The sequence below is a fragment of the Polaromonas sp. genome (genome assembly GCF_012927455.1).
GTDB lineage: Bacteria > Pseudomonadota > Gammaproteobacteria > Burkholderiales > Burkholderiaceae_C > Polaromonas.
The window spans coordinates 193,198-211,478 of record NZ_JABBPE010000002.1 but is presented as its reverse complement, the minus strand read 5'-3'; the positions used below and the strand labels follow the sequence as shown (position 1 = coordinate 211,478).

Here is an 18,281-nt window from a genome sequence, read left to right as displayed (position 1 = left end):
GACCGGCCTTATTCCCCCGACTGGCACGCTATGAACAATATAGCCTTGAAGCGCTGCTCGCAAGCCCCTAAACAGCTAAACGCAGCGCGCGCCGTCCACCTCGATACACACGCCGCTGATGAAATCAGCCTCGTCGCTGGCCAAGTAGAGCGCCGCGTTGGCCACATCGAGCGCACTGGAAAAACGCCCCAGCGGAATGCTGGCGCGAAAGCGCGCCTTGCGCTCTTCATCCAGCGGGCCACCGGCGAATTCGACCGACAAGCCGGTGTCGGGATTGAACACCGGGTTGATGCAGTTCACCCGGATGTTGTCGGGGCCGAGTTCGGCCGCCAGCGACTTCGAGGTGGTGATGACAGCGCCCTTGGAGCCGTTGTACCAGGTCAGGCCCGGGCGCGGACGCACCCCGGCGGTGGAGGCAATGTTGATGAAGCTGCCGCCGCCCTGACTGCGAAACACCGGCGTGGCATGAATGGTGGCGAGGTAAATGCTTTTGACGTTGATGGCGTAGCACTTGTCAAAATCGTCTTCGCTCACGTCGAGCGCCGGCTGGTTGCGGTGCGTCCAGCCGGCGTTGTTGACCATCACGTCGAGCTTGCCGTAGCGCTGCACGGCGGCAGCGACCAGCGCCTTGACCTCGGCAGACTTCGTGACATCGGCGGCAAAAAACGAGGCCGTGCCGCCCGCCTTGACGATGGCCGCCACGACTTTTTCGCCGAGCGCCACGTTGATGTCGTTGACGATCACCTTGGCGCCCTCAGCGGCCAGTCGCCTGGCGATGCCTTCGCCAATGCCGCCGCCGGAGCCAGTGACGATGATGGATTTGTCTTTAACGCGCATGGATGGTCTTTCCGTTGGTTTTAACTTACTACTGATTTAATAGCGCTTTGCGCCCGCTGTATATGGGCTAGCGGCTGATTTCATTCAATTTTCGCGCTCAGCCGTGCTTGATAGCCAGCGTCTTCAGTGTGGTAAATCCATACAGCGCCTCAAAGCCCTTTTCACGCCCGTAGCCCGATGATTTCACGCCGCCAAACGGCAGTTCCACGCCGCCGCCGGCGCCGTAGTTGTTGATGAAGACCTGGCCGCTTTTGACGCGCTTGGCCATGCGAAACTGGCGTGCGCCGTCGCGCGTCCAGATGCCGGCCACCAGGCCGAACTGCGTGGCGTTGGCAAGTTCGACGGCGTGGTCTTCGTCGTTAAAGCTCATGGCGCATAGCACCGGGCCAAATACTTCTTCCTGCGCCAGCCGGTGCATCACCGGCACATCGCGCAGCAGCGTCGGGGCCTGGTAAAAGCCGCTGTCGGGTGCTTCATCAACGATCTGGCCCTGCGCCACCATGGGGATGCCTGCGACGTGGGCGTCGCTCAGGAAATCCCAGACGCGTTGCTGCTGGCTTTGGCGAATCAGCGGGCCCACGTCCAGGTCCATCGCAGCGGGGCCGACGCGCAGGTTTTCGAAAGCGTGGCCGAGACGCTCCAGCAGCGGCTCGTAAATGCTTTGCGCCACCAGCAGGCGTGAGCCGGCCGAACAGGTTTGCCCGGCGTTTTGCACGATGGCGTTGACGATGGCGGGAATGGCCGCGTCCAGATCGGCATCGGCAAACACGATTTGCGGGCTTTTGCCGCCCAGCTCTAGCGTGACGGGGCAATGGCGTAGCGCCGCCACTTGCTGGATCAGCGTGCCGACCGAGGGGCTGCCGGTGAAGCTGATGTGGTCAATGCCGGCGTGGCGCGCCAGGGCGTCGCCCACTTCATGACCGTAGCCGGTCACGATGTTGATGGCGCCAGCCGGAAAGCCGACTTCAGCGGCCAACTGCGCGACGCGGATCAGCGACAGGCAGGCGTCTTCGGCCGGCTTGACGACGCAGACATTGCCGGCTGCCAGCGCACCGCCCACGCTGCGGCCAAAAATCTGCATCGGGTAGTTCCACGGAATGACGTGGCCGGTGACGCCGTGCGGCTCGCGCCAGGTCATCACGCTGTAGCCGGCCAGATAGGGCAGGGTGGCGCCCTGCAGCTTGTCGCAGGCGCCGGCGTAGAACTCGAAATAGCGCGCCAGCGCCGCCGCATCGGCACGCGCCTGCGTGACAGGTTTGCCGCAGTCGCGCTGCTCGATCAGCGCCAGTTCTTCGGCGTGCTCGGCCACTTTGACTGATAGCCGCATCAGCAGGCGGCCGCGCTCGGCCGCGCTGAGGCGGCTCCAGACCAGCTCCAGGCAGTCCCTGGCACTGCCCACGGCCACGTCGATGTCATGGGCATTGCTGCGCTGGATCTCGTCAAAAACCTGGCCGTCTGAGGGATCGATGACAGGAATGGTTTTGCCGGAAGAGGAGGGAACCGATGCATTGGCGATGTAATTGAGTTGCATGCCTTTGATTTTGCGCGAAACCGGCCGATTTAAAAAAAATGGGCTAAAAAGGCCCCAAGCCCATTGTTCATGGGCGGAAATAGCTATTAAATCGATAGCATTTTGTGTCTGGCCTTTTGGCTCGGCGCCGCCGCCACCGTTTCAGGTTGCGTCTTGCCACCAGCCGGCTTGCCGCTAACCGCTGACCTGTTGCGCCTTTGAGGCGATTGCGCCGGCAGTCACGCCAAGGTGGCAACTTCGCAGGGCTCAGCGCCGTTTACCAAACTTAACGTCAAGAAATCTGATTTTTGTGTAGGATTGAACCTACAAATTAGTGCTTTCAAGACAGGCGACGTGACGTGCTTTTCACACCTCCCCGCCCTGACTCCCCGGCACATTCCCCACAGGCGACGCACGCTTCGCCCCCAACCAAGCCAGTTATTTGCAGCCACCAGCGTTCAAACGGCGGGCGTCACACTATTTGACAGGAAAGAAACGATGACCGATTTATCACGAGGCAGGAGCGCTGCCAACCCGGCAGACGAAGCAGCTGACGCACCATCGGGCCTGCTTAACCGGATCAGGAACACGCTAAGCCGTTTGCAGGACTGGTGGTCAGTTCAGTCACGTGGCCTGAAGCTGACGCTGCTGGCCATCGCGCTGATGATTCCATTGACCGCTATTTACTCGTGGGCAACCTGGATGCGCCAGGAAAAAATGGCCGACGAGGTTAAAGCCATGGCCACGACGGGCGCGAATGGCGAAGCGGTCTGGAGCTACAACAAGGCCTTGCCGGTGGTATTTGGCACTGGGTCGGTGCTGAGTTTTCTGGATGCCAACCCAGTCGCGCGCATCACCATCATTTACCGGCCGATTCTCTGGACCGTTTCCGAGCGCTTTGTATTGATCGAGTCGCAAGGCAAGCAATATGCCTACTATCCGTCCGACATGGAAACCAAAATCCTCACCGACAAGGCGGTCACCGCCCCCTGGGGCGGCAAGCTGACCTTCGTTCCCAAAGCCGCGCTGGACAGTGCCAGCGCTGAAGTGTTGGCGCGCCTGGAGCAGCGCTTTGGCGAAGCCCGCCCGCAGTCGGAACAGGACTCCTGGAAAGCTGGTGTCAGTGCCATGCTTTCGGCGTCCTTTACGGTGGGTTTGTTGGCTTTTTTGTGGTTTCAGATGGGTGGGCAGCGCAAGGCCCTGAAGTTCCTCGCGCCCGCCGAGATCAGCGGCGACATCACGGACCTGATCGGCATGGACGACATCAAGGCCGAGGTGGCGCAGATACGGGACCAGTACGAGCGCCGCGCAGAGTACGCAGCCTACGGCGTGAACAAGCCTTTTAACGTGATGTTCAGCGGCCCGGCAGGAACCGGCAAGACCAAGCTGGCCAGCTATCTGGCCAAGGACCTGGGCCTGCCCATCCTGTTTCAATCGGCCGCGAATCTTGAAACCGGCTTTGTCGGGGGCGGCTCCCAGACCTTGTCGCGCATCCTGGCGCTGGCCGCGCGGCGCAAGCGCTGCATTGTCTTTTTGGACGAGGCGCAAGACCTGTTCATGCGGCGCGGCGGCAACCGCAAGTTTGATGACGATACGCAGAACATGCTGCTGGCCGTGCTGGACGGCGTTCGCACCACATCCGACACCGAAATCATCTGGATTGTTGCGTCCAACTTCAATTCCGAAAATCAGCAGATGGACGAGGCCATGTTGCGCCGCTTTCAGATGAAGGTGGACTTTCGCATGCCCAACCCGGCGGAGCGGCTCGCCATCATCGGGCACTACCTGCGCCAGCGCGCCGACAAGGTGCTGCCTGATCTGGATCTGCGCCACTTTGTCGAACTGACCGAAGGCAGCAGTCCGGCCGACCTGGAAACCATGGTCAATCAGGCCGGCATCATTGCGGTTCAGGCCGGCGAAATGATCAGCGCCGACACTTTGATGCGGGCCGCCGAGCGCGTGCTGGTCGGCAACGTCAACGACAGCACCACCAAAGAGCGAGATCGCGACCGGCGCATCATCGCGGTTCACGAGTGGGGCCATTTTTTGATGGACTTCCAGCGCGAACGCGAGTTGGCCCATGGCAACTGGGACACCCTTCTGGCCGAGATGACAACCATCAAGATTTCGTTGAAAGCCAACCCGCGCACCAATGCGTTGGGCTTTGTCTTTCATAAGCAAGGCAGAAACCTGCTCAAGACCAAGGGCGACATGGAGCACGAGGCGCGCGTGCTGCTTGCGGGCATGGCCAACGAGGAGCTGTTTTTCGGAGAAGACGGCACCACCAACGGCGCCCATAACGACATTACACGCGTCACCAGGCTACTGCACCACGCGGTGGGCGAGATGGGCATGTACCGCAAGACGCGATTGAACTATGCAGCGCTTGGCAAAGACGGCGCCAGTGCCCAGCCCGACGAGGAGACGCGCGGCATCATGGAGGCGCAAAGCGAGCGGCTGTACAGCGAAACCAAAGCCACGCTGACACAGCACAAGGCGTTGACCGAACACCTGACCACCGCGCTGATGCAGGCCGGTGACATGACCTTGCGCCAGGCCCTTGACGCAATTCGCCGCTTCGAATGCGCTCCCCCTGTGCTGGCGTGATCGGCGGGCTGCTGATCCCGCTCCTGCCGGGGTGTATAAATACGGCTGTAGCCCAATAAATACGGGCGCAAGCAGCTATTGAAATGATAGCGGCTGAGCGGGTGATTGAAGTCGGGGCTAGTTCACCATCACCAGCTTGCCCATCACGCCGCGCGAGCCCATGTGGGCAAAGGCCGCTTTCAATTCTGCCATCGGCATGGTGCGGTCAATCACCGGTTTGATCTTGCCTTGGGCGTACCAGCTGGCCAGCTCGGCCATCATGGCGGCATTGGCCTTGGGTTCGCGCCGGGCAAAATCGCCCCAGAACACCCCGACGATGGAGGCGCCCTTGAGCAGCGCCAGATTGAGCGGCAGCGAGGGAATAGCGCCGGCGGCAAAGCCCACCACTAGATAACGGCCGCGCCAGGCGATGGAGCGCAAAGCCGGCTCGGCATAGTGACCGCCTACCGGGTCGTAGATCACGTCCGGGCCCTTGCCATCGGTCAGCCGCTTGATTTCTTCGCGCAGATTGCTGCGGGTGTAGTTGATGGTGGCGTCCGCGCCCAGGGTGGTGCACAGCGCGCATTTTTCATCGCTTGACGCGGCGGCAATGACGCGCGCGCCGGCCGCCTTGGCAATCTGGATGGCGGCCGTGCCGACGCCGCCGGCGGCGCCCAGCACCAGCACGGTTTCGCCGGCTTTAAGTTGCGCCCGGTCCATCAGGGCGTGCCAGGAGGTGGCATAAATCATGATGAAAGCGGCCGCGTCCACATGCGAAAACCCTTCGGGCAGCGGCATGCACAAGGCCGCAGGGGCAATTGTGTGGGTGCCAAAGCCGCCGGTGCCCGACAGACAGGCAACGTTCTGGCCGACCTGCAGGTTGCGCACGCCTTCGCCCATGGCTTGCACTACACCGGCGTATTCGGAGCCCGGCACGAAAGGCAGCGGCGGCTTGATCTGATATTTGTTCTGCACGATCAGCAGGTCGGGGAAATTGAGGCTGGCCGCCTTGATTTCGATCAGCACTTCACCCGCTCTGGGCTGCGGCGTGGGCAGCTCTTTCCAGCTCAGGGCGTCTACGCCGGTGGGGTTTTCACAAAGCCAGGCATGCATGGGGTGTCTCCAAAAAGAAAGGGAAGAAATGGGGATATGGCGCCAAGGCAGGAGGTCGAAAGGCGTTCCTCCGCATCATAGGCAAAAGCCGCAGAATCGATGCCACTCTTCAGCGCGGCGGCTGTCACCACTGGGACCGTAGAATCTGGCTATGAAAATTTTAATTTGCAACGACGACGGTTACCAGGCCCCAGGCATTGTTGCCCTGTACGAAGCACTTAAAACCATCGCCGACGTCGAGGTGGTGGCACCCGAGCAAAACAACAGCGCCAAATCCAATGCGCTGACCATGCACTCGCCGATGTATGTGCAAACGGCGACCAATGGTTTTCGCTACATCAACGGCACGCCGGCGGACTGCGTGCACATCGCGTTGACGGGCCTGCTGGGATACCGGCCGGACCTGGTAGTTTCGGGCATCAACAACGGCGCCAACATGGGCGACGACACGCTTTATTCAGGCACCGTGGGGGCGGCCATGGAGGGCTACCTGTTCGGCGTGCCGGCCATCGCGTTTTCGCAAACCGAAAGGGGCTGGGCTTTTATCGACGTGGCGGCGCGGCGCGCGAGAGAGCTGGTGCAGCAGCTGATCCCGTCGCTGGAAGCGGTGGCTGCAGGCGCGCAGCCGATGCTGGCGCCCTGGCTGCTCAATGTGAACATTCCCAATTTGCCGAACGAGCAGCTCAAGGGCGTAAAAGTGGCGCGGCTGGGGCGCCGCCATGCGGCCGAGCGCGTCATCACGCAGACCAGCCCGCGCGGCGAAACCATGTACTGGATCGGCAGCGCCGGACTGGCCAAGGAGGCGGGTGAGGGCACCGACTTTCACGCGGCCGGCCAGAATTTTATTTCCATCACGCCGCTTCATGTGGACCTGACCGATCACGCGCGGCTGCCTTTCTGGGCGCAAACCGTTGCCGATCTGAAGTAACCGGTCTGATCAGTCACGCATGACGCCTCCTTTCAAGCCGCCTTTCAATCCGACGAAAAAGCCCTTGGTGCTGGCGCTTCGCCCGGCGTTTCCAGTGCGGCTGAATCCCGACGCGGGCATGCCGTCTGCTACTAAATTAATAGCTGCTACCGCCCGCACTGTATGGGCTAAAGGCCAAAAAAGCACTGAAAAGCCGGTTCAGGCCAGCGTTTCTGGCAGTGTCGGGCTGGACTCGCAGGCGGTGCGCGCGCGCATGCTGCGCAAGCTGGCGGCGCAAGGCGTTTGCGACGCGCAGGTGCTGGCAGCCATGGGCGCGGTGGAGCGCCACCGCTTTGTCGATAGCGCGCTGGCCAACCAGGCCTATGAAGACACCAGCCTGCCGATTGGCCTGGGGCAGACCATCTCCAAACCCAATGTGGTGGCGCGCATGCTGGAATTGCTGCGTCACGGTGCTGGCGCCAGTGGCAAGCTGGGCCGCGTGCTGGAAATTGGCACCGGCTGTGGCTACCAGGCGGCGCTGCTGAGCCACCTGGCGAGCGAGGTCTACAGCATTGAGCGGCTGCGCGGCCTGCACGACAAGGCCAGAGAGAACCTGCGCACGCTGCGCCTGGCCAATGTGCACCTGCTGTTTGGCGACGGCATGATTGGTTATGCCAAGGGCGCGCCGTATGCGGCCATCATCGCAGCGGCCGGCGGGCAAGCCATTCCTCCGGCCTGGATAGAGCAGCTGGCGATGGGCGGGCGCCTGGTGGCGCCGCTGCAATCGGCCAATGGCGCACAGGCGCTGGTGGTGGTTGACAAAACTCCCCAGGGAATCCGGCAAACCTTGCTGGAAGCCGTACACTTTGTGCCTTTAAAATCAGGCACAAGCTGAAAATTTCATTGTGTTTCAAGATCCGGCCAGGATCAGCTCAAAAGTGAAGACGAAAGAACCCATGATTCAAAATATGACGCCGCACCGGAGGGAAGCTTCGCTTGCCGCCGGTGCGGTTTACACAAGCCGCTGGACGCGCGGGCTGGCGCTGTCATGCGCTTTGGCCGCCGCCATGCTGCTGGCCGCTGGCTGCGGCTCGCGTACCCGTAACGCACCGGTTGAAGACCGCGGCAGCAGCGCCTCGCGCCAGCTTCCCGACGCGGTCGACCCGGCCAGCATCAAGCCGCTGCCAGGCATAGAAAACCTGGGCAAACCTGGTTACTACACCGTCAAGCCCGGCGACACCATGATTCGCATCGGACTGGAAAATGGCCAGAACTGGCGCGACATCGTGCGCTGGAACATCCTTGAAAACCCCAACATCATTGAAGTCGGCCAGGTGCTGCGCGTGGTTCCGCCGGTGCTCGCCGCCGAGAATTCGCAGGTCGTGACGCGGCCGGTCACGTCGGGCTCTGTGGCCACGACATCGGTTACGCCAGGCAACGCACCAGCTTCGGCTGCCAGCGCGGCGCGGCCCGCTTCAGCTCCGGTATCCGCGCCGGTGTCAGCCCCGGTGCCAGCCGTGGCGCCGCCTGTCGTGGCGCCGCCTGCGGTGGTTGCCAGCCCGGCACCTGCGGCCAATGGCGATGAAAATGTGGCATGGATCTGGCCCGCGCACGGCACGCTGTTGGCGGGCTTTGACGAGGCCAAGAACAAGGGACTGGATATTGCCGGCAAGGCCGGTGATGCCGTGCTGGCATCCGCCGATGGCCGTGTGGTGTATGCCGGTGCCGGGCTGCGCGGTTATGGCAACCTGGTCATTCTCAAGCACAACAGCACCTTCCTGACGGCCTACGCGCACAACCAGACCTTGCTGGTCAAGGAAGACCAGTCGGTCAGAAAAGGCCAGAAAATTGCCGAAATGGGCAACAGCGACGCTGATCGCGTGAAGCTGCACTTCGAGATCCGGCGCCAGGGCAAACCGGTTGACCCGGCCAAATACCTGCCGGCCAAGTAAGCAGTCTGTATCCCCATTAAAGAGGAGGCCTGCGCTGCAGGCCTCCTCTTTTTATGGGCAGGCGGTTTTTGCTATTTTTACAATGAAATTGGCCTTTAGCCCTTGATTGACGGGCGTGAATAGCTATCTATTTTGTAGCAATTAAGATCAGTTTGGTTGCAATATCGCGTCGTAGCCGCGACCCTGGAATTGCAGCAAATCCAGACCATGGCCAAACGGGTCGGCCAGCCCGGCGATGCGGCCCCAGGCTTTGTCCGTCACCGGCATTTCCAGCACGGCGCCCAGTTGTTGCAGCCGGGCGACGGCTGCATCAATATCGTCGACCACGAAGTCCAGGTGCAGCGGCGTCCAGTGGCGCTGGTAGTTGCGCGGGCTGCCGCTGCCGGGCACCGGGTGCGTTCCCGCGGCATTGAAGAGCAGGTCAATCGGGCAAGCGGCGCCCAGCAGTTCGACAAAATCGTTCCCGAAGCGGCGGCCCAGCTGCAGCCCCAGCCCCTCGGTGTAAAACGTGATGGCGCGCTCCATGTCGTTCACGTCCATGCAAATACGCAGTTCCATAAGTCCTTCCTTTTCTGACGGGCTGGAAATGGTAGCGCAGCCTGAGACAATCGGTGATGACCGAAGAAACCCAGAACAAACCGCCTGCCGCACCGGCCGACTACCCGCTCGATCTGCTTGAAGTGGAGTCGCTCGACATCGAAGCCCAGGGCATTGCGCACCGGGCCAACGGTAAGGTGGTGTTCATTGAAGGGGCGCTGCCTTTTGAGCTGGTCAGCGCCAGTGTTTACCGCAAGAAAAGCTCATTTGAAAAAGCCACGCTGCTGGCGATTCACCGTGAGTCGTCGCAGCGTGTGCGCCCGGCGTGCCCCCACTTCGGCATGCACACTGGCGCTTGCGGTGGCTGCAAGATGCAGCATCTGCATGTGGGCGCGCAGGTGGCCGTCAAACAGCGCGTGCTGGAAGACAATTTGCAGCACATCGGCAAGCTCAAGGCCGACAACTTGCTGCGTCCCATTGAAGGGCCGGCTTGGGGCTACCGCTACCGCGCCCGCCTGTCGGTGCGCTATGTGCGCAAAAAAGGCGCTGTGCTGGTCGGTTTTCACGAGCGCAAGAGCGGCTATGTGGCCGACATGCGCGAATGCCATGTGCTGCCGCGTCATGTCAGCGATCTGCTGCTGCCGCTGCGCGAGCTGATTGGCGCCATGGATGCCAAAGAAACCCTGCCGCAGATCGAGCTGGCCTGTGGCGATGCGGTGACGGCGCTGGTGCTGCGCCATATGGAGCCGCTCAGCGGGGGCGATCTGGCGCGGCTGCGCGCTTTTGCCACGGCGCACCAGGGCCTGCAGTGGTGGTTGCAGCCGGGCGGTCTGGAAACGGTGGCGCTGCTGGACGAGAACATGCAGGATCTGCAGCAGCTGAGTTACGCCTTGCCCGAGTTTGGCGTGACCATGCCCTTCAAGCCGACCGATTTCACTCAGGTCAACCCGCACATCAACCAGGTGCTGGTGTCGCGCGCGCTGCGCCTGCTCGACGTGAAGCCTCACGAGCGGGTGATTGACTGGTTTTGCGGCCTGGGCAATTTCACGCTGCCGCTGGCCACCCGTGCGCGCGAAGTGCTGGGCATCGAGGGCAGCGCAGTGCTAGTCGCCCGTTCACGTCAGAATTATGAGATGAACAAGGCTGCATCGCCCGCTAGAGGAGCGCTGGCTGCTACAAAGTTTGTAGCTAGAAACCTTTTTGAAATGACCCCGGCGATGCTGGTCAAAGACGGCGCAGCGGAAAAATGGCTGGTCGACCCGCCGCGCGAAGGAGCGTTTGAGTTGTTCAAGGCGCTGGCCGCGCTGCACCAGCAGATCGCGACCGGCGTGCCCTGCGACGACGGTGGACAGCAGCAAAGCTTGGCGCTGGGCGGCTGGACACTGCCTAGCCGAATTGTTTATGTGAGCTGCAATCCGGCCACGCTGGCGCGCGATGCCGGTGTGCTGGTGGAGAGCGGCGCCTACCGTTGCACCGCGGCGGGCGTGGTCAACATGTTTCCGCATACGGCGCATGTGGAATCCATGGCTGTTTTTGAGCGGATTTCCACGTAAGTCCCAACGTTCGCTCACTGCGTAAAGCTCTCTGCCCCCCAAGGGGGGCTAATTTCCCTTGGGGCGGCCTGGCGGGAAATGGCGCCTTACCCTGCAAGATTCCGCTGGCAGGCATGAAAAAAGGGCCCGAAGGCCCTTTTATGGAAAGGTGCGAAATTCAGTCGCGCTCGCCGCCCATGATGCCGAGCAGCGCCAGCAAGGCCTGGAACACGTTGAATATGTCCAGGTACAGGGCCAGCGTGGCGCTGATGTAGTTGGTTTCGCCGCCGTCCAGGATGCGCTTCAAGTCATACAGCATGTAGGCGCTGAATATCCCGATCACCGCGACCGAAATCGCCATCATGCCGGCCGTGGAGCCGACAAAGACATTGACGATAGCGCCTACCATGACGACCAATGCACCGACAAACAGCCATTTGCCCATGCCGGAGAGGTCGCGCTTGATCACGCTGGACAAGGTCGCCATGACAAAGAACACGCCCGCCGTGCCGCCCATGGCCGTCATGATCAGCTGGGAGCCGTTGCTGAAGCCCAGGATCATGCCGATCATGCGCGACAGCATCAAGCCCATGAAGAAGGTAAAGCCCAGCAGCACCGGCACGCCGGCCGCCGAGTTCTTGGTCTTCTCAATGGCGTACATGAAGCCGAAGGCGCCGCCCAGGAACACCACCAGCCCTAAGCCGCCAGTCAGCGCCTGGGTAATGCCGGTTGCTACGCCCAGCCAGGCACCTGCTACCGTGGGCAGCAGGCTCAGGGCTAGCAGCCAGTAGGTGTTGCGCAACACTTTGTTGCGTTGCACAGCCGAAGCGGTCGAACCGAATCTACTGGATTCAAGTGTTTGAAAATTGTCAGCCATCAGCGTCATCTCCATAGAGCCAGCACATACCGGCAATGCTATTTTAGGGGTGATCCCTGCTATTTCAATGGATCGGCTACCGCCCATTCCCCACTATTTGTAAGTGTTCTTCCAGCCAATTCACGGGGAATAGGGACGCAACGGAGGTCAAAATTTGCTTATGCTTGAAGGCTCGGCCGATAAACGCGTCATAACCCATCGATAAACTGCAAAATCCGAAAGTTTTTGAAACCCCATGAAATCAAAAGCCGTGCTTGAACTTGCCGACATCAAACTCATCGCCGCTGCGGCGGAGGCCGAAGCCCTTAAAAACAGCTGGGCTGTGACCATTGCCATCGTCGACGACGGCGGTCATTTGCTACACCTGCAGCGCCTCGATGGCGCGCCACCGGTGTCCGCCCACATTGCGCCGGCCAAGGCCAATACCGCCGCCATGGGCCGCCGCGAAAGCAAGGTGTATGAGGACGTGATCAATGGCGGCCGCGTCTCTTTCTTGTCGGCTCCCTTTATCCAAGGCATGCTCGAAGGCGGCGTGCCCATCATCAAGGACGGGCAGTGCCTGGGCGCTGTTGGCGTGAGTGGCGTCAAGTCCAGCGAAGATGCGCAGATTGCGCGTGCTGGCATGGCCGCCATCGGTTTGTGATGGGCTTGCGCTTGATGCGCTTACTTCGTCAAAATCAGCTTGCCCAGACGCGTTGCCAGCAGGCGGTAGGTGAAGCCGTTGTGATTAATTTCCACTGCCTTTTTGCCACGCAAAAGCTCGGCGCTGTTCAGACAGCCGGCTGGCGCGTTAGCGGCACTAGGGACAGAAGCCGGCGCTGAAGCTGGCGTTATGCCGGCCACGTGTGAGACAGGAAGTGCAATAGACATGATGGGTAAACCTGATTGGGTTTTTTTGAGTTAATGATAATCATTATCATTTAAAAGTCAAGCCAGTTTGCCCGGTGTCTTGTTTTTGCTTCCTTCTTTTGAATATTTCCTGGCGAAACCTGTCGCCAAGCGCTCAGTTCTTCGGCTCGGTGATGAAACCAATCTTGCGCAGGCCGGCCTGCTGTGCGGCCGCCATGGCCTGGGCCACGCGCTCGTAGCGCACTGATTTGTCACCGCGGATATGCAAATCAGGTTGCGGCGCTATGGCGGCTGCCGCCCTCAACCGGGGCACCAGGTCTTCATCTGCGATTTTGGCTTCATTGAGGAAGTAGTTGCCATCGGCATCAACGCTCAGGCGAAGCGTTTCCGGTTTGATGTTTTGCGCCTCATTGTTGGCGCGCGGCAGGTCGATGTTGACGGAGTGCTTCATTACAGGCACCGTGATGATGAAGATGATCAGTAGCACCAGCATGATGTCCACCATGGGCGTCATGTTGATCTCGTTCATCACCTCATCGCTGTCGTCCTGGGTTCCAAAGGCCATGGTGCTTCTCGATTATTAAATAAAAACGTCGGGCTAAAAGGATTTTGCGGCGTTCAGGCCTTTTTCATCGACACCACATTGGCCATGCCACCTGCTTCGCCGGTGCTGACGCGGGCGCCGGTGACAAAGTAGGCGTGCAGGTCGTGCGCGAAGCGGTTGAGCTTGTGCAGTACGCCCTTGTTGCCGCGCACCAGGGCGTTGTAGCCCAGTACGGCAGGGATGGCCACGGCCAGGCCGAGCGCCGTCATGATCAGCGATTCGCCGATCGGGCCGGCCACCTTGTCGATAGTGGCCTGGCCGGCCGCGCCTATGGCCAGCAGCGCGTGGTAGATGCCCCAAACCGTGCCAAACAGACCAACAAAGGGCGCGGTGGAACCAACCGATGCCAAAATGGCCAGTCCTGATTGCAGCTTGGCGGTGAATTCATCGATGGTGTTGCGCAAGGTGCGCGTGACCCAGTCGCTTACATCAAGCGCATCGTGCAGGTGGGCCCGGGTGACGCGGTGGTGCAGCGTGGCTTCACGGCCTTCAAGCGCCAGCTGGCGAAAAGGGTTGGCGGGGTCGGCGCCCAACTTGGCGAGGCCTGCCGCGAAATCCTCGCTGTGCCAGAAGCCTTCGGCGGCCCTGGAAATCTTTTTGTACCGGATCAGGTCCAGCGTCTTGATGATGATGACCATCCACGAGGCGAGCGACATCAGCAGCAGCAGCAACGCTACCGCTTTGGTAACGATATCGCCCTGGCTCCAGACGTTGGCAAGGCCAAATTGTGAATTCATTACTTACTCCAGAACAAAATTAATCGGGGCCTTGAGCAGAAACTGAGTGTCTTCGCTGACACCCGCGCGCCCGAAAGGGGTGACCTGCGAGGCCAGCACCGCATCGCGCGCGGCGCGGTCCAGACGCTCGAAACCGCTGGACTTCAGGACGTCCGCGCGTCTGGCATGACCGGAGACGCTGTAGTACACCGCAACAATAACCACGCCGGATTCGCCACTGCGTTTGCTCAGCGACGGGTAGACCGGCCGCGGCGGCAGGACGTACACGGTTTCTCCCTGCGTGATTTCGACCAACTGCGGCGCGGCCGGCGGCGCAGGCGGCGCGGGGGCGGGTGCGACCGGGGTAGCCACAAAGGGCGGGGGCGGTTGCGGCTCAAGCACACCGATGGGTGCATTTGGCGCAGGCAACGGGTCCGGCACGGCCAGGGGCATGGGTGGTGGCGGCCGCGCGGGTGTTTTGGGTGCCGGCCTGGGTGGCTGCGGCGGCAGTTGGGGGGGTGGCGCCGCGACCTTGGGCGGCTCAATTTCGATGATACGGGTCAGGATTTCGGCCGACACCACCATTTCCACCGTCCGGCGCATCAGGCCGTTTTGCAGGGCCCAGAGCACCGCAACATGAAACACCACCACGGTGGTAGCAATGACAATATTTTGGTTCAGAGGAATGCGCACAAGGGGGGAAGAGCTGAAGAGGTCGAAATGGCGAGCGCCTTCATCTGGAGTTTAGTGGATGCAGGAGCAGCAGCAGGGGTCTGCGCAAGACGCGCTTGCGTTAGCGGCGAAAGATCCACCACGCGGAGCCGATCACCAGGATCAGGCTGACGGGGAGTGTTGCGATTAGGTTGGTGAGGTTTTCCATGCGCTGCCTTCCGGAGTGTGGTTGGCTAGCTTGATGTTGGCACTCGGGCAGCTTGCGCTGCATTGGGCCACCACTTCACGGGCGCCGCTTTCGCATTGGCCGCACTGGGTGGCAACGCCGAGCTCGAACTGAATCTCGTCAAAGCCCAGACCTGCCCGTGCGTGACGGGCAATTTCGCGGTCGGAGATGCGGCGGCAGATACAGACGATCATGGAGGGCTTGCTGGTTAGTAAATCGGTAACTTTATTATAAATGCGAATCGGTCGCATTTGCAGTAACATTTTGCGTATGTCCGATAGGGCTGCCGGGTTTTAGCGCGGCACGGCCGGCTGGCTCTGGCGCTGCCTGAGCTGCTCAAGCAGGGTTGGGTGGCTAAAGTGATTGGCTGCCTTGCGCAACCGTTGTTGGGCCGTGCCGGCGGCCAGGCCGCGCTGGCCGTCCCCATAACTTGCCGCCACGCCGGGCATGTTGTGCAACGCATCTTCCGTGGAGTGCGCTACCTGTTCGCGCAGCAACTGGGCCGGCACCCACGTTGACCGAACGCGAGATGTCGCGCAGTGGTGTGCTGCCCTCGGTGGCGGTGCTGCTGGTGGCCGGGGAGCCTAGCTGAGTTCTCCCATCTGGCTTTGCAAGTAGTTCTGCAGGCCCACTTTGCTGACCAGCTCGATCTGGGTTTCCAGGAAGTCGATGTGCTCTTCGGTGTCGTCCAGAATGCCTTGCAGCAAGTCGCGCGACACGTAGTCTCGTACCGTCTCGCAATGGGCCATGCCATCCTTGATCGTCGCCTGGGCGCCGACCTCTGCTTGGAGGTCGCAGTTGAGGGCTTCGGGCACGTCTTCGCCAATCATCAGTTTGCCCAGGTCCTGCAAATTGGGCAGGCCTTCGAGCATGAAGATGCGGTCCATCAGTTTGTCGGCGTGTTTCATCTCGCCCATCGATTCCTCGTATTCCTTCTTGGCCAGCTTGTCCAGGCCCCAGTGCTTGTACATGCGGTAGTGCAGGAAATACTGGTTGATGGCAGTCAGCTCGTTTTTCAGCTGGGCCTGCAGGTGGGTGATAACTTGGGCATCGCCTTTCATGGAAACTCCTTTTTTGGTTTTGAATGCACTCATTGTCTGCAGCCTGACTCCATCGGGCAAGCAAAAAAACCGTAGCCCCGGCGGCGGCACTTACAGAGCAAACAGCACCCACAGCCAGACCCGCACGATGAGACCCAAGGGCGCCAAGGCGACAAGCAGGCCCGCCACGGCGCGCCGGGTCCAGCGCACCAGACACATGCGCAGCATCAGGTAGGCCGAGAAGCCCGCCGCCAGGGTCAGCAGCACGCCCCGCAGCGCAGGCACCCAGGCCAATGTGATGCCCTCGGCCTTGAGATGACCGAGCGTCAGCATCGACAGGCCCAGAAACACCCCGACACCGGCCATCGGCACCAAGGCCAGTGACAGTTTTTGCCAGGACAGCGCCGGGTCGTGCAGCACGCGCGCCGCCAGCCAGACACCGGCCCAGACAGCCAAACCCAGCGCGCCACCGCCGCACAGAATGAAGGCCAGAATGCACAGACCATCGAGCCAGGTAAACACGTCGTGGGCTGCCGGGTAGTTCGTCAGCAACCACCAAGGTGCGTTGTCCTGCAGCAGGGCCAGCCAATCACGCTCCATCAGCCAATCGGCCAGCGCGGTCTTCATCTGCACAAAGCGGCTGCTCGATGACCATATGAACGCAGCGGTGGCGATGCCGATCACACCAAAAATCAGGGTCACCGCTTCATCGGTCCTGACCTCGCGGCGGTTGGTAGCCAGAATTTCGCGCGCCGGTGAGCACAGCCCCAGTTCGACCGCGCCATGTTCACCGCTGCAGCGTCCGCAGGCATGACAGGCAGATGCGCTCTTCATATGCCGGATGTCGATCAACGGGGCGCAGTTCACGGCAGGCGCACGCTGCTGGTTCTGCTTCCAGACGGCTTCATTCACCCGAAAGTGCAGCGGAGCAATTTTGGCGAGTAAACCAAACACGCCATTGGCCGGACACAGGTAGCGACACCAGACGCGTGTACCCCGGCCATACACCAAGCCCACAGCGACAGCCGCCAGTGTTGAGCCCCCCAGCACCAGCAGGGCAGCTTGCGGATACTCATAAACGCTGACCAACTGGCCATAAACCGTGGTGCAGACAAAGGTCACAAATGGCCAGCCGCTCCAGCGCAGCCAGCGCGGGATGGCGCGACCCAGACCGTGACGGCTGGCCAGCTCGGTCAACATGCCTTCCGGGCAAAACACGCCGCACCAGACGCGCCCCAGCAGCATGGTGCCCAACATGACGAAAGGCCACCAGACGCCCCAGAACATGAACTGCGCAAACAGCCGCAGGTTGTCGACAATGTGCGCATCTTCCGCCGGCAAGGGCATAAACACCGGATAAATCAGCAGGCTGAAATAAAACACCACCACCAGCCACTGCAGGCCCAGGATGAAGCGCTGATGACGACGCATGGCCATGCCAACGCGCGCCAGCACGCCGGTTTGCATGGGGGCTTGCACTTCGTCTCGAACAAGGGCGACGGGAATGCTACGCATCGCGCCTCTCAAGGTGCATGGCACGCGACACCACCAACCAGTAAACGGCATAGATGCTCACCAGCATCAACGACGGGTGAGCGCGGTAGCCCGCCAGCGCGGCCAGCAAAGAGCCGAAGCGGCTGCCATCATCGAGCAGCCATGAACTGTCCCACAAGGGATCGACCAATGCGGGCAGCAGCCCAGCGCCTATGAGGCGATCAACCGCGTTTACCAGCAGCGCAACGGCAAACAGCAACAGCATCCAGCCGCTCACCAGAAAGAAGCGCCGGTAGTCCAGAAAGCGCAATCCGCGCCCCAGTGCCCAGGCGGTCAGACCCGCCAATACAAAACCCAAGGCCGCGCCCGCCACCAAACTGGCAGAACCTCCCTGCTCCAGGCTTACGCCGTACAGGAACACCGCCGTTTCCGCACCCTCGCGCGCGATCGCCAACGCGGCCACGATGGCAATGCCGAGCAGGCCGGAGCGCTGCATAGCTGCCGCCAGATTCTGGTGCAGGCTTTTACGCATGCCAGCGCCGTGACGGCGCATCCATAACACCATCTGCACGATCAGTGCGCCTGCCACCAACAGCATGCCAATCTGAAACCACTCCAGCGCCGCGCCCGAGAGTTCACCCTGCGCGGCCACCATCGCCCAACCCAGCGCGCCGGCCAGCGCCATGCCACAGCCCACCCCAAGCCACAACGCGTGCAGGCCGTTACTCGCCGCCTCGTTGAACTTCAGCCAAGAATGCAGAATGCCAACCACCAGCATGGCCTCCAAGCTTTCGCGCCAGACGATAAAGAGCGTGCTCCCCATTGCAGT

The 18,281-nt window shown here is 61.3% G+C and carries 20 protein-coding genes; 6 read left to right on the top strand and 14 right to left on the bottom strand.

Annotation, left to right across the window (positions count from 1 at the left end; genetic code table 11):
- Positions 1 to 75 precede the first annotated feature (75 nt).
- Both HHJ18_RS01525 and HHJ18_RS01520 read right to left on the bottom strand, forming a co-directional pair.
- Positions 76 to 837: an SDR family oxidoreductase gene (locus HHJ18_RS01525; protein ID WP_296910837.1), complete on the bottom strand. Its 762-nt coding sequence runs from the start codon at positions 835 to 837 to the stop codon at positions 76 to 78.
- A gap of 97 nt (positions 838 to 934) precedes the next feature.
- A complete protein-coding gene (locus HHJ18_RS01520; RefSeq protein ID WP_296910835.1) occupies positions 935 to 2,368 on the bottom strand; it encodes an aldehyde dehydrogenase family protein in 1,434 nt (477 codons plus the stop codon).
- 477 nt (positions 2,369 to 2,845) lie between these two features.
- On the opposite strand from HHJ18_RS01520, the gene HHJ18_RS01515 reads away from it, so the two are divergent.
- Positions 2,846 to 4,954: an AAA family ATPase gene (locus HHJ18_RS01515; protein ID WP_296910833.1), complete on the top strand. Its 2,109-nt coding sequence runs from the start codon at positions 2,846 to 2,848 to the stop codon at positions 4,952 to 4,954.
- Between the two features lie 117 nt (positions 4,955 to 5,071).
- Here HHJ18_RS01515 and HHJ18_RS01510 read toward each other — a convergent pair whose 3' ends face one another.
- Positions 5,072 to 6,046: an NADPH:quinone oxidoreductase family protein gene (locus tag HHJ18_RS01510; protein ID WP_296910831.1), complete on the bottom strand. Its 975-nt coding sequence runs from the start codon at positions 6,044 to 6,046 to the stop codon at positions 5,072 to 5,074.
- Between the two features lie 151 nt (positions 6,047 to 6,197).
- On the opposite strand from HHJ18_RS01510, the gene surE reads away from it, so the two are divergent.
- The 3 genes from surE to HHJ18_RS01495 all read left to right on the top strand — a co-directional run bounded on the left by surE (position 6,198) and on the right by HHJ18_RS01495 (position 8,905).
- Positions 6,198 to 6,974, top strand: coding sequence for a 5'/3'-nucleotidase SurE (gene surE / locus HHJ18_RS01505; protein ID WP_296910829.1), 777 nt, complete (start codon positions 6,198 to 6,200; stop codon positions 6,972 to 6,974).
- A gap of 19 nt (positions 6,975 to 6,993) precedes the next feature.
- On the top strand, positions 6,994 to 7,848 hold the full coding sequence (locus HHJ18_RS01500; RefSeq protein WP_296910826.1) for a protein-L-isoaspartate(D-aspartate) O-methyltransferase: 855 nt from the start codon (positions 6,994 to 6,996) through the stop codon (positions 7,846 to 7,848).
- A 172-nt stretch (positions 7,849 to 8,020) separates the two neighbouring features.
- A complete protein-coding gene (locus HHJ18_RS01495; protein ID WP_296911879.1) occupies positions 8,021 to 8,905 on the top strand; it encodes a peptidoglycan DD-metalloendopeptidase family protein in 885 nt (294 codons plus the stop codon).
- Between the two features lie 147 nt (positions 8,906 to 9,052).
- Here the strand turns inward: HHJ18_RS01495 and HHJ18_RS01490 are convergent, their stop codons facing one another.
- Positions 9,053 to 9,463, bottom strand: a complete 411-nt coding sequence (locus HHJ18_RS01490; RefSeq protein ID WP_296910824.1) for a VOC family protein — start codon at positions 9,461 to 9,463, stop codon at positions 9,053 to 9,055.
- A 56-nt stretch (positions 9,464 to 9,519) separates the two neighbouring features.
- Here HHJ18_RS01490 and rlmD point away from each other — a divergent pair, with 56 nt between their 5' ends.
- Complete coding sequence (gene rlmD / locus HHJ18_RS01485; protein WP_296910822.1) at positions 9,520 to 10,995, top strand: 23S rRNA (uracil(1939)-C(5))-methyltransferase RlmD; 1,476 nt, start codon at positions 9,520 to 9,522, stop codon at positions 10,993 to 10,995.
- Between the two features lie 157 nt (positions 10,996 to 11,152).
- Here the strand turns inward: rlmD and HHJ18_RS01480 are convergent, their stop codons facing one another.
- The gene (locus tag HHJ18_RS01480; protein ID WP_296910820.1) at positions 11,153 to 11,851 is read right to left on the bottom strand and encodes a Bax inhibitor-1/YccA family protein; all 699 of its coding nucleotides are present in this window, start codon (positions 11,849 to 11,851) and stop codon (positions 11,153 to 11,155) included.
- A 235-nt stretch (positions 11,852 to 12,086) separates the two neighbouring features.
- Here HHJ18_RS01480 and HHJ18_RS01475 point away from each other — a divergent pair, with 235 nt between their 5' ends.
- Positions 12,087 to 12,494 (top strand): heme-binding protein, encoded by a 408-nt coding sequence (locus HHJ18_RS01475; protein WP_296910817.1) that lies wholly within the window; start codon positions 12,087 to 12,089, stop codon positions 12,492 to 12,494.
- Positions 12,495 to 12,514: 20 nt separating this feature from the next.
- Here the strand turns inward: HHJ18_RS01475 and HHJ18_RS01470 are convergent, their stop codons facing one another.
- The 9 genes from HHJ18_RS01470 to HHJ18_RS01430 all read right to left on the bottom strand — a co-directional run bounded on the left by HHJ18_RS01470 (position 12,515) and on the right by HHJ18_RS01430 (position 18,275).
- On the bottom strand, positions 12,515 to 12,721 hold the full coding sequence (locus HHJ18_RS01470; RefSeq protein ID WP_296910815.1) for a hemin uptake protein HemP: 207 nt from the start codon (positions 12,719 to 12,721) through the stop codon (positions 12,515 to 12,517).
- Positions 12,722 to 12,854: 133 nt separating this feature from the next.
- Entirely contained in the window at positions 12,855 to 13,265 is a 411-nt protein-coding gene (locus tag HHJ18_RS01465; protein ID WP_296910813.1) for a biopolymer transporter ExbD, read from the bottom strand.
- A gap of 53 nt (positions 13,266 to 13,318) precedes the next feature.
- Entirely contained in the window at positions 13,319 to 14,041 is a 723-nt protein-coding gene (locus HHJ18_RS01460; protein WP_296910811.1) for a MotA/TolQ/ExbB proton channel family protein, read from the bottom strand.
- Positions 14,042 to 14,044: 3 nt separating this feature from the next.
- Positions 14,045 to 14,713 carry an energy transducer TonB gene (locus tag HHJ18_RS01455; protein ID WP_296910809.1) on the bottom strand — a complete coding sequence of 223 codons (669 nt, stop codon included), beginning with the start codon at positions 14,711 to 14,713 and terminating at the stop codon, positions 14,045 to 14,047.
- A 165-nt stretch (positions 14,714 to 14,878) separates the two neighbouring features.
- Positions 14,879 to 15,112 (bottom strand): (2Fe-2S)-binding protein, encoded by a 234-nt coding sequence (locus tag HHJ18_RS01450; protein WP_296910807.1) that lies wholly within the window; start codon positions 15,110 to 15,112, stop codon positions 14,879 to 14,881.
- 99 nt (positions 15,113 to 15,211) lie between these two features.
- On the bottom strand, positions 15,212 to 15,427 hold the full coding sequence (locus HHJ18_RS01445; protein WP_296910805.1) for a hypothetical protein: 216 nt from the start codon (positions 15,425 to 15,427) through the stop codon (positions 15,212 to 15,214).
- A 75-nt stretch (positions 15,428 to 15,502) separates the two neighbouring features.
- Positions 15,503 to 15,979 carry a bacterioferritin gene (bfr, locus tag HHJ18_RS01440; RefSeq protein ID WP_296910803.1) on the bottom strand — a complete coding sequence of 159 codons (477 nt, stop codon included), beginning with the start codon at positions 15,977 to 15,979 and terminating at the stop codon, positions 15,503 to 15,505.
- 90 nt (positions 15,980 to 16,069) lie between these two features.
- On the bottom strand, positions 16,070 to 17,473 hold the full coding sequence (locus HHJ18_RS01435) for a 4Fe-4S binding protein (RefSeq protein WP_296910801.1): 1,404 nt from the start codon (positions 17,471 to 17,473) through the stop codon (positions 16,070 to 16,072).
- Positions 17,466 to 18,275 (bottom strand): FTR1 family protein, encoded by an 810-nt coding sequence (locus tag HHJ18_RS01430; protein WP_296910799.1) that lies wholly within the window; start codon positions 18,273 to 18,275, stop codon positions 17,466 to 17,468. Before HHJ18_RS01430 ends, HHJ18_RS01435 begins: the two co-directional genes overlap by 8 nt.
- Positions 18,276 to 18,281 lie beyond the last annotated feature (6 nt).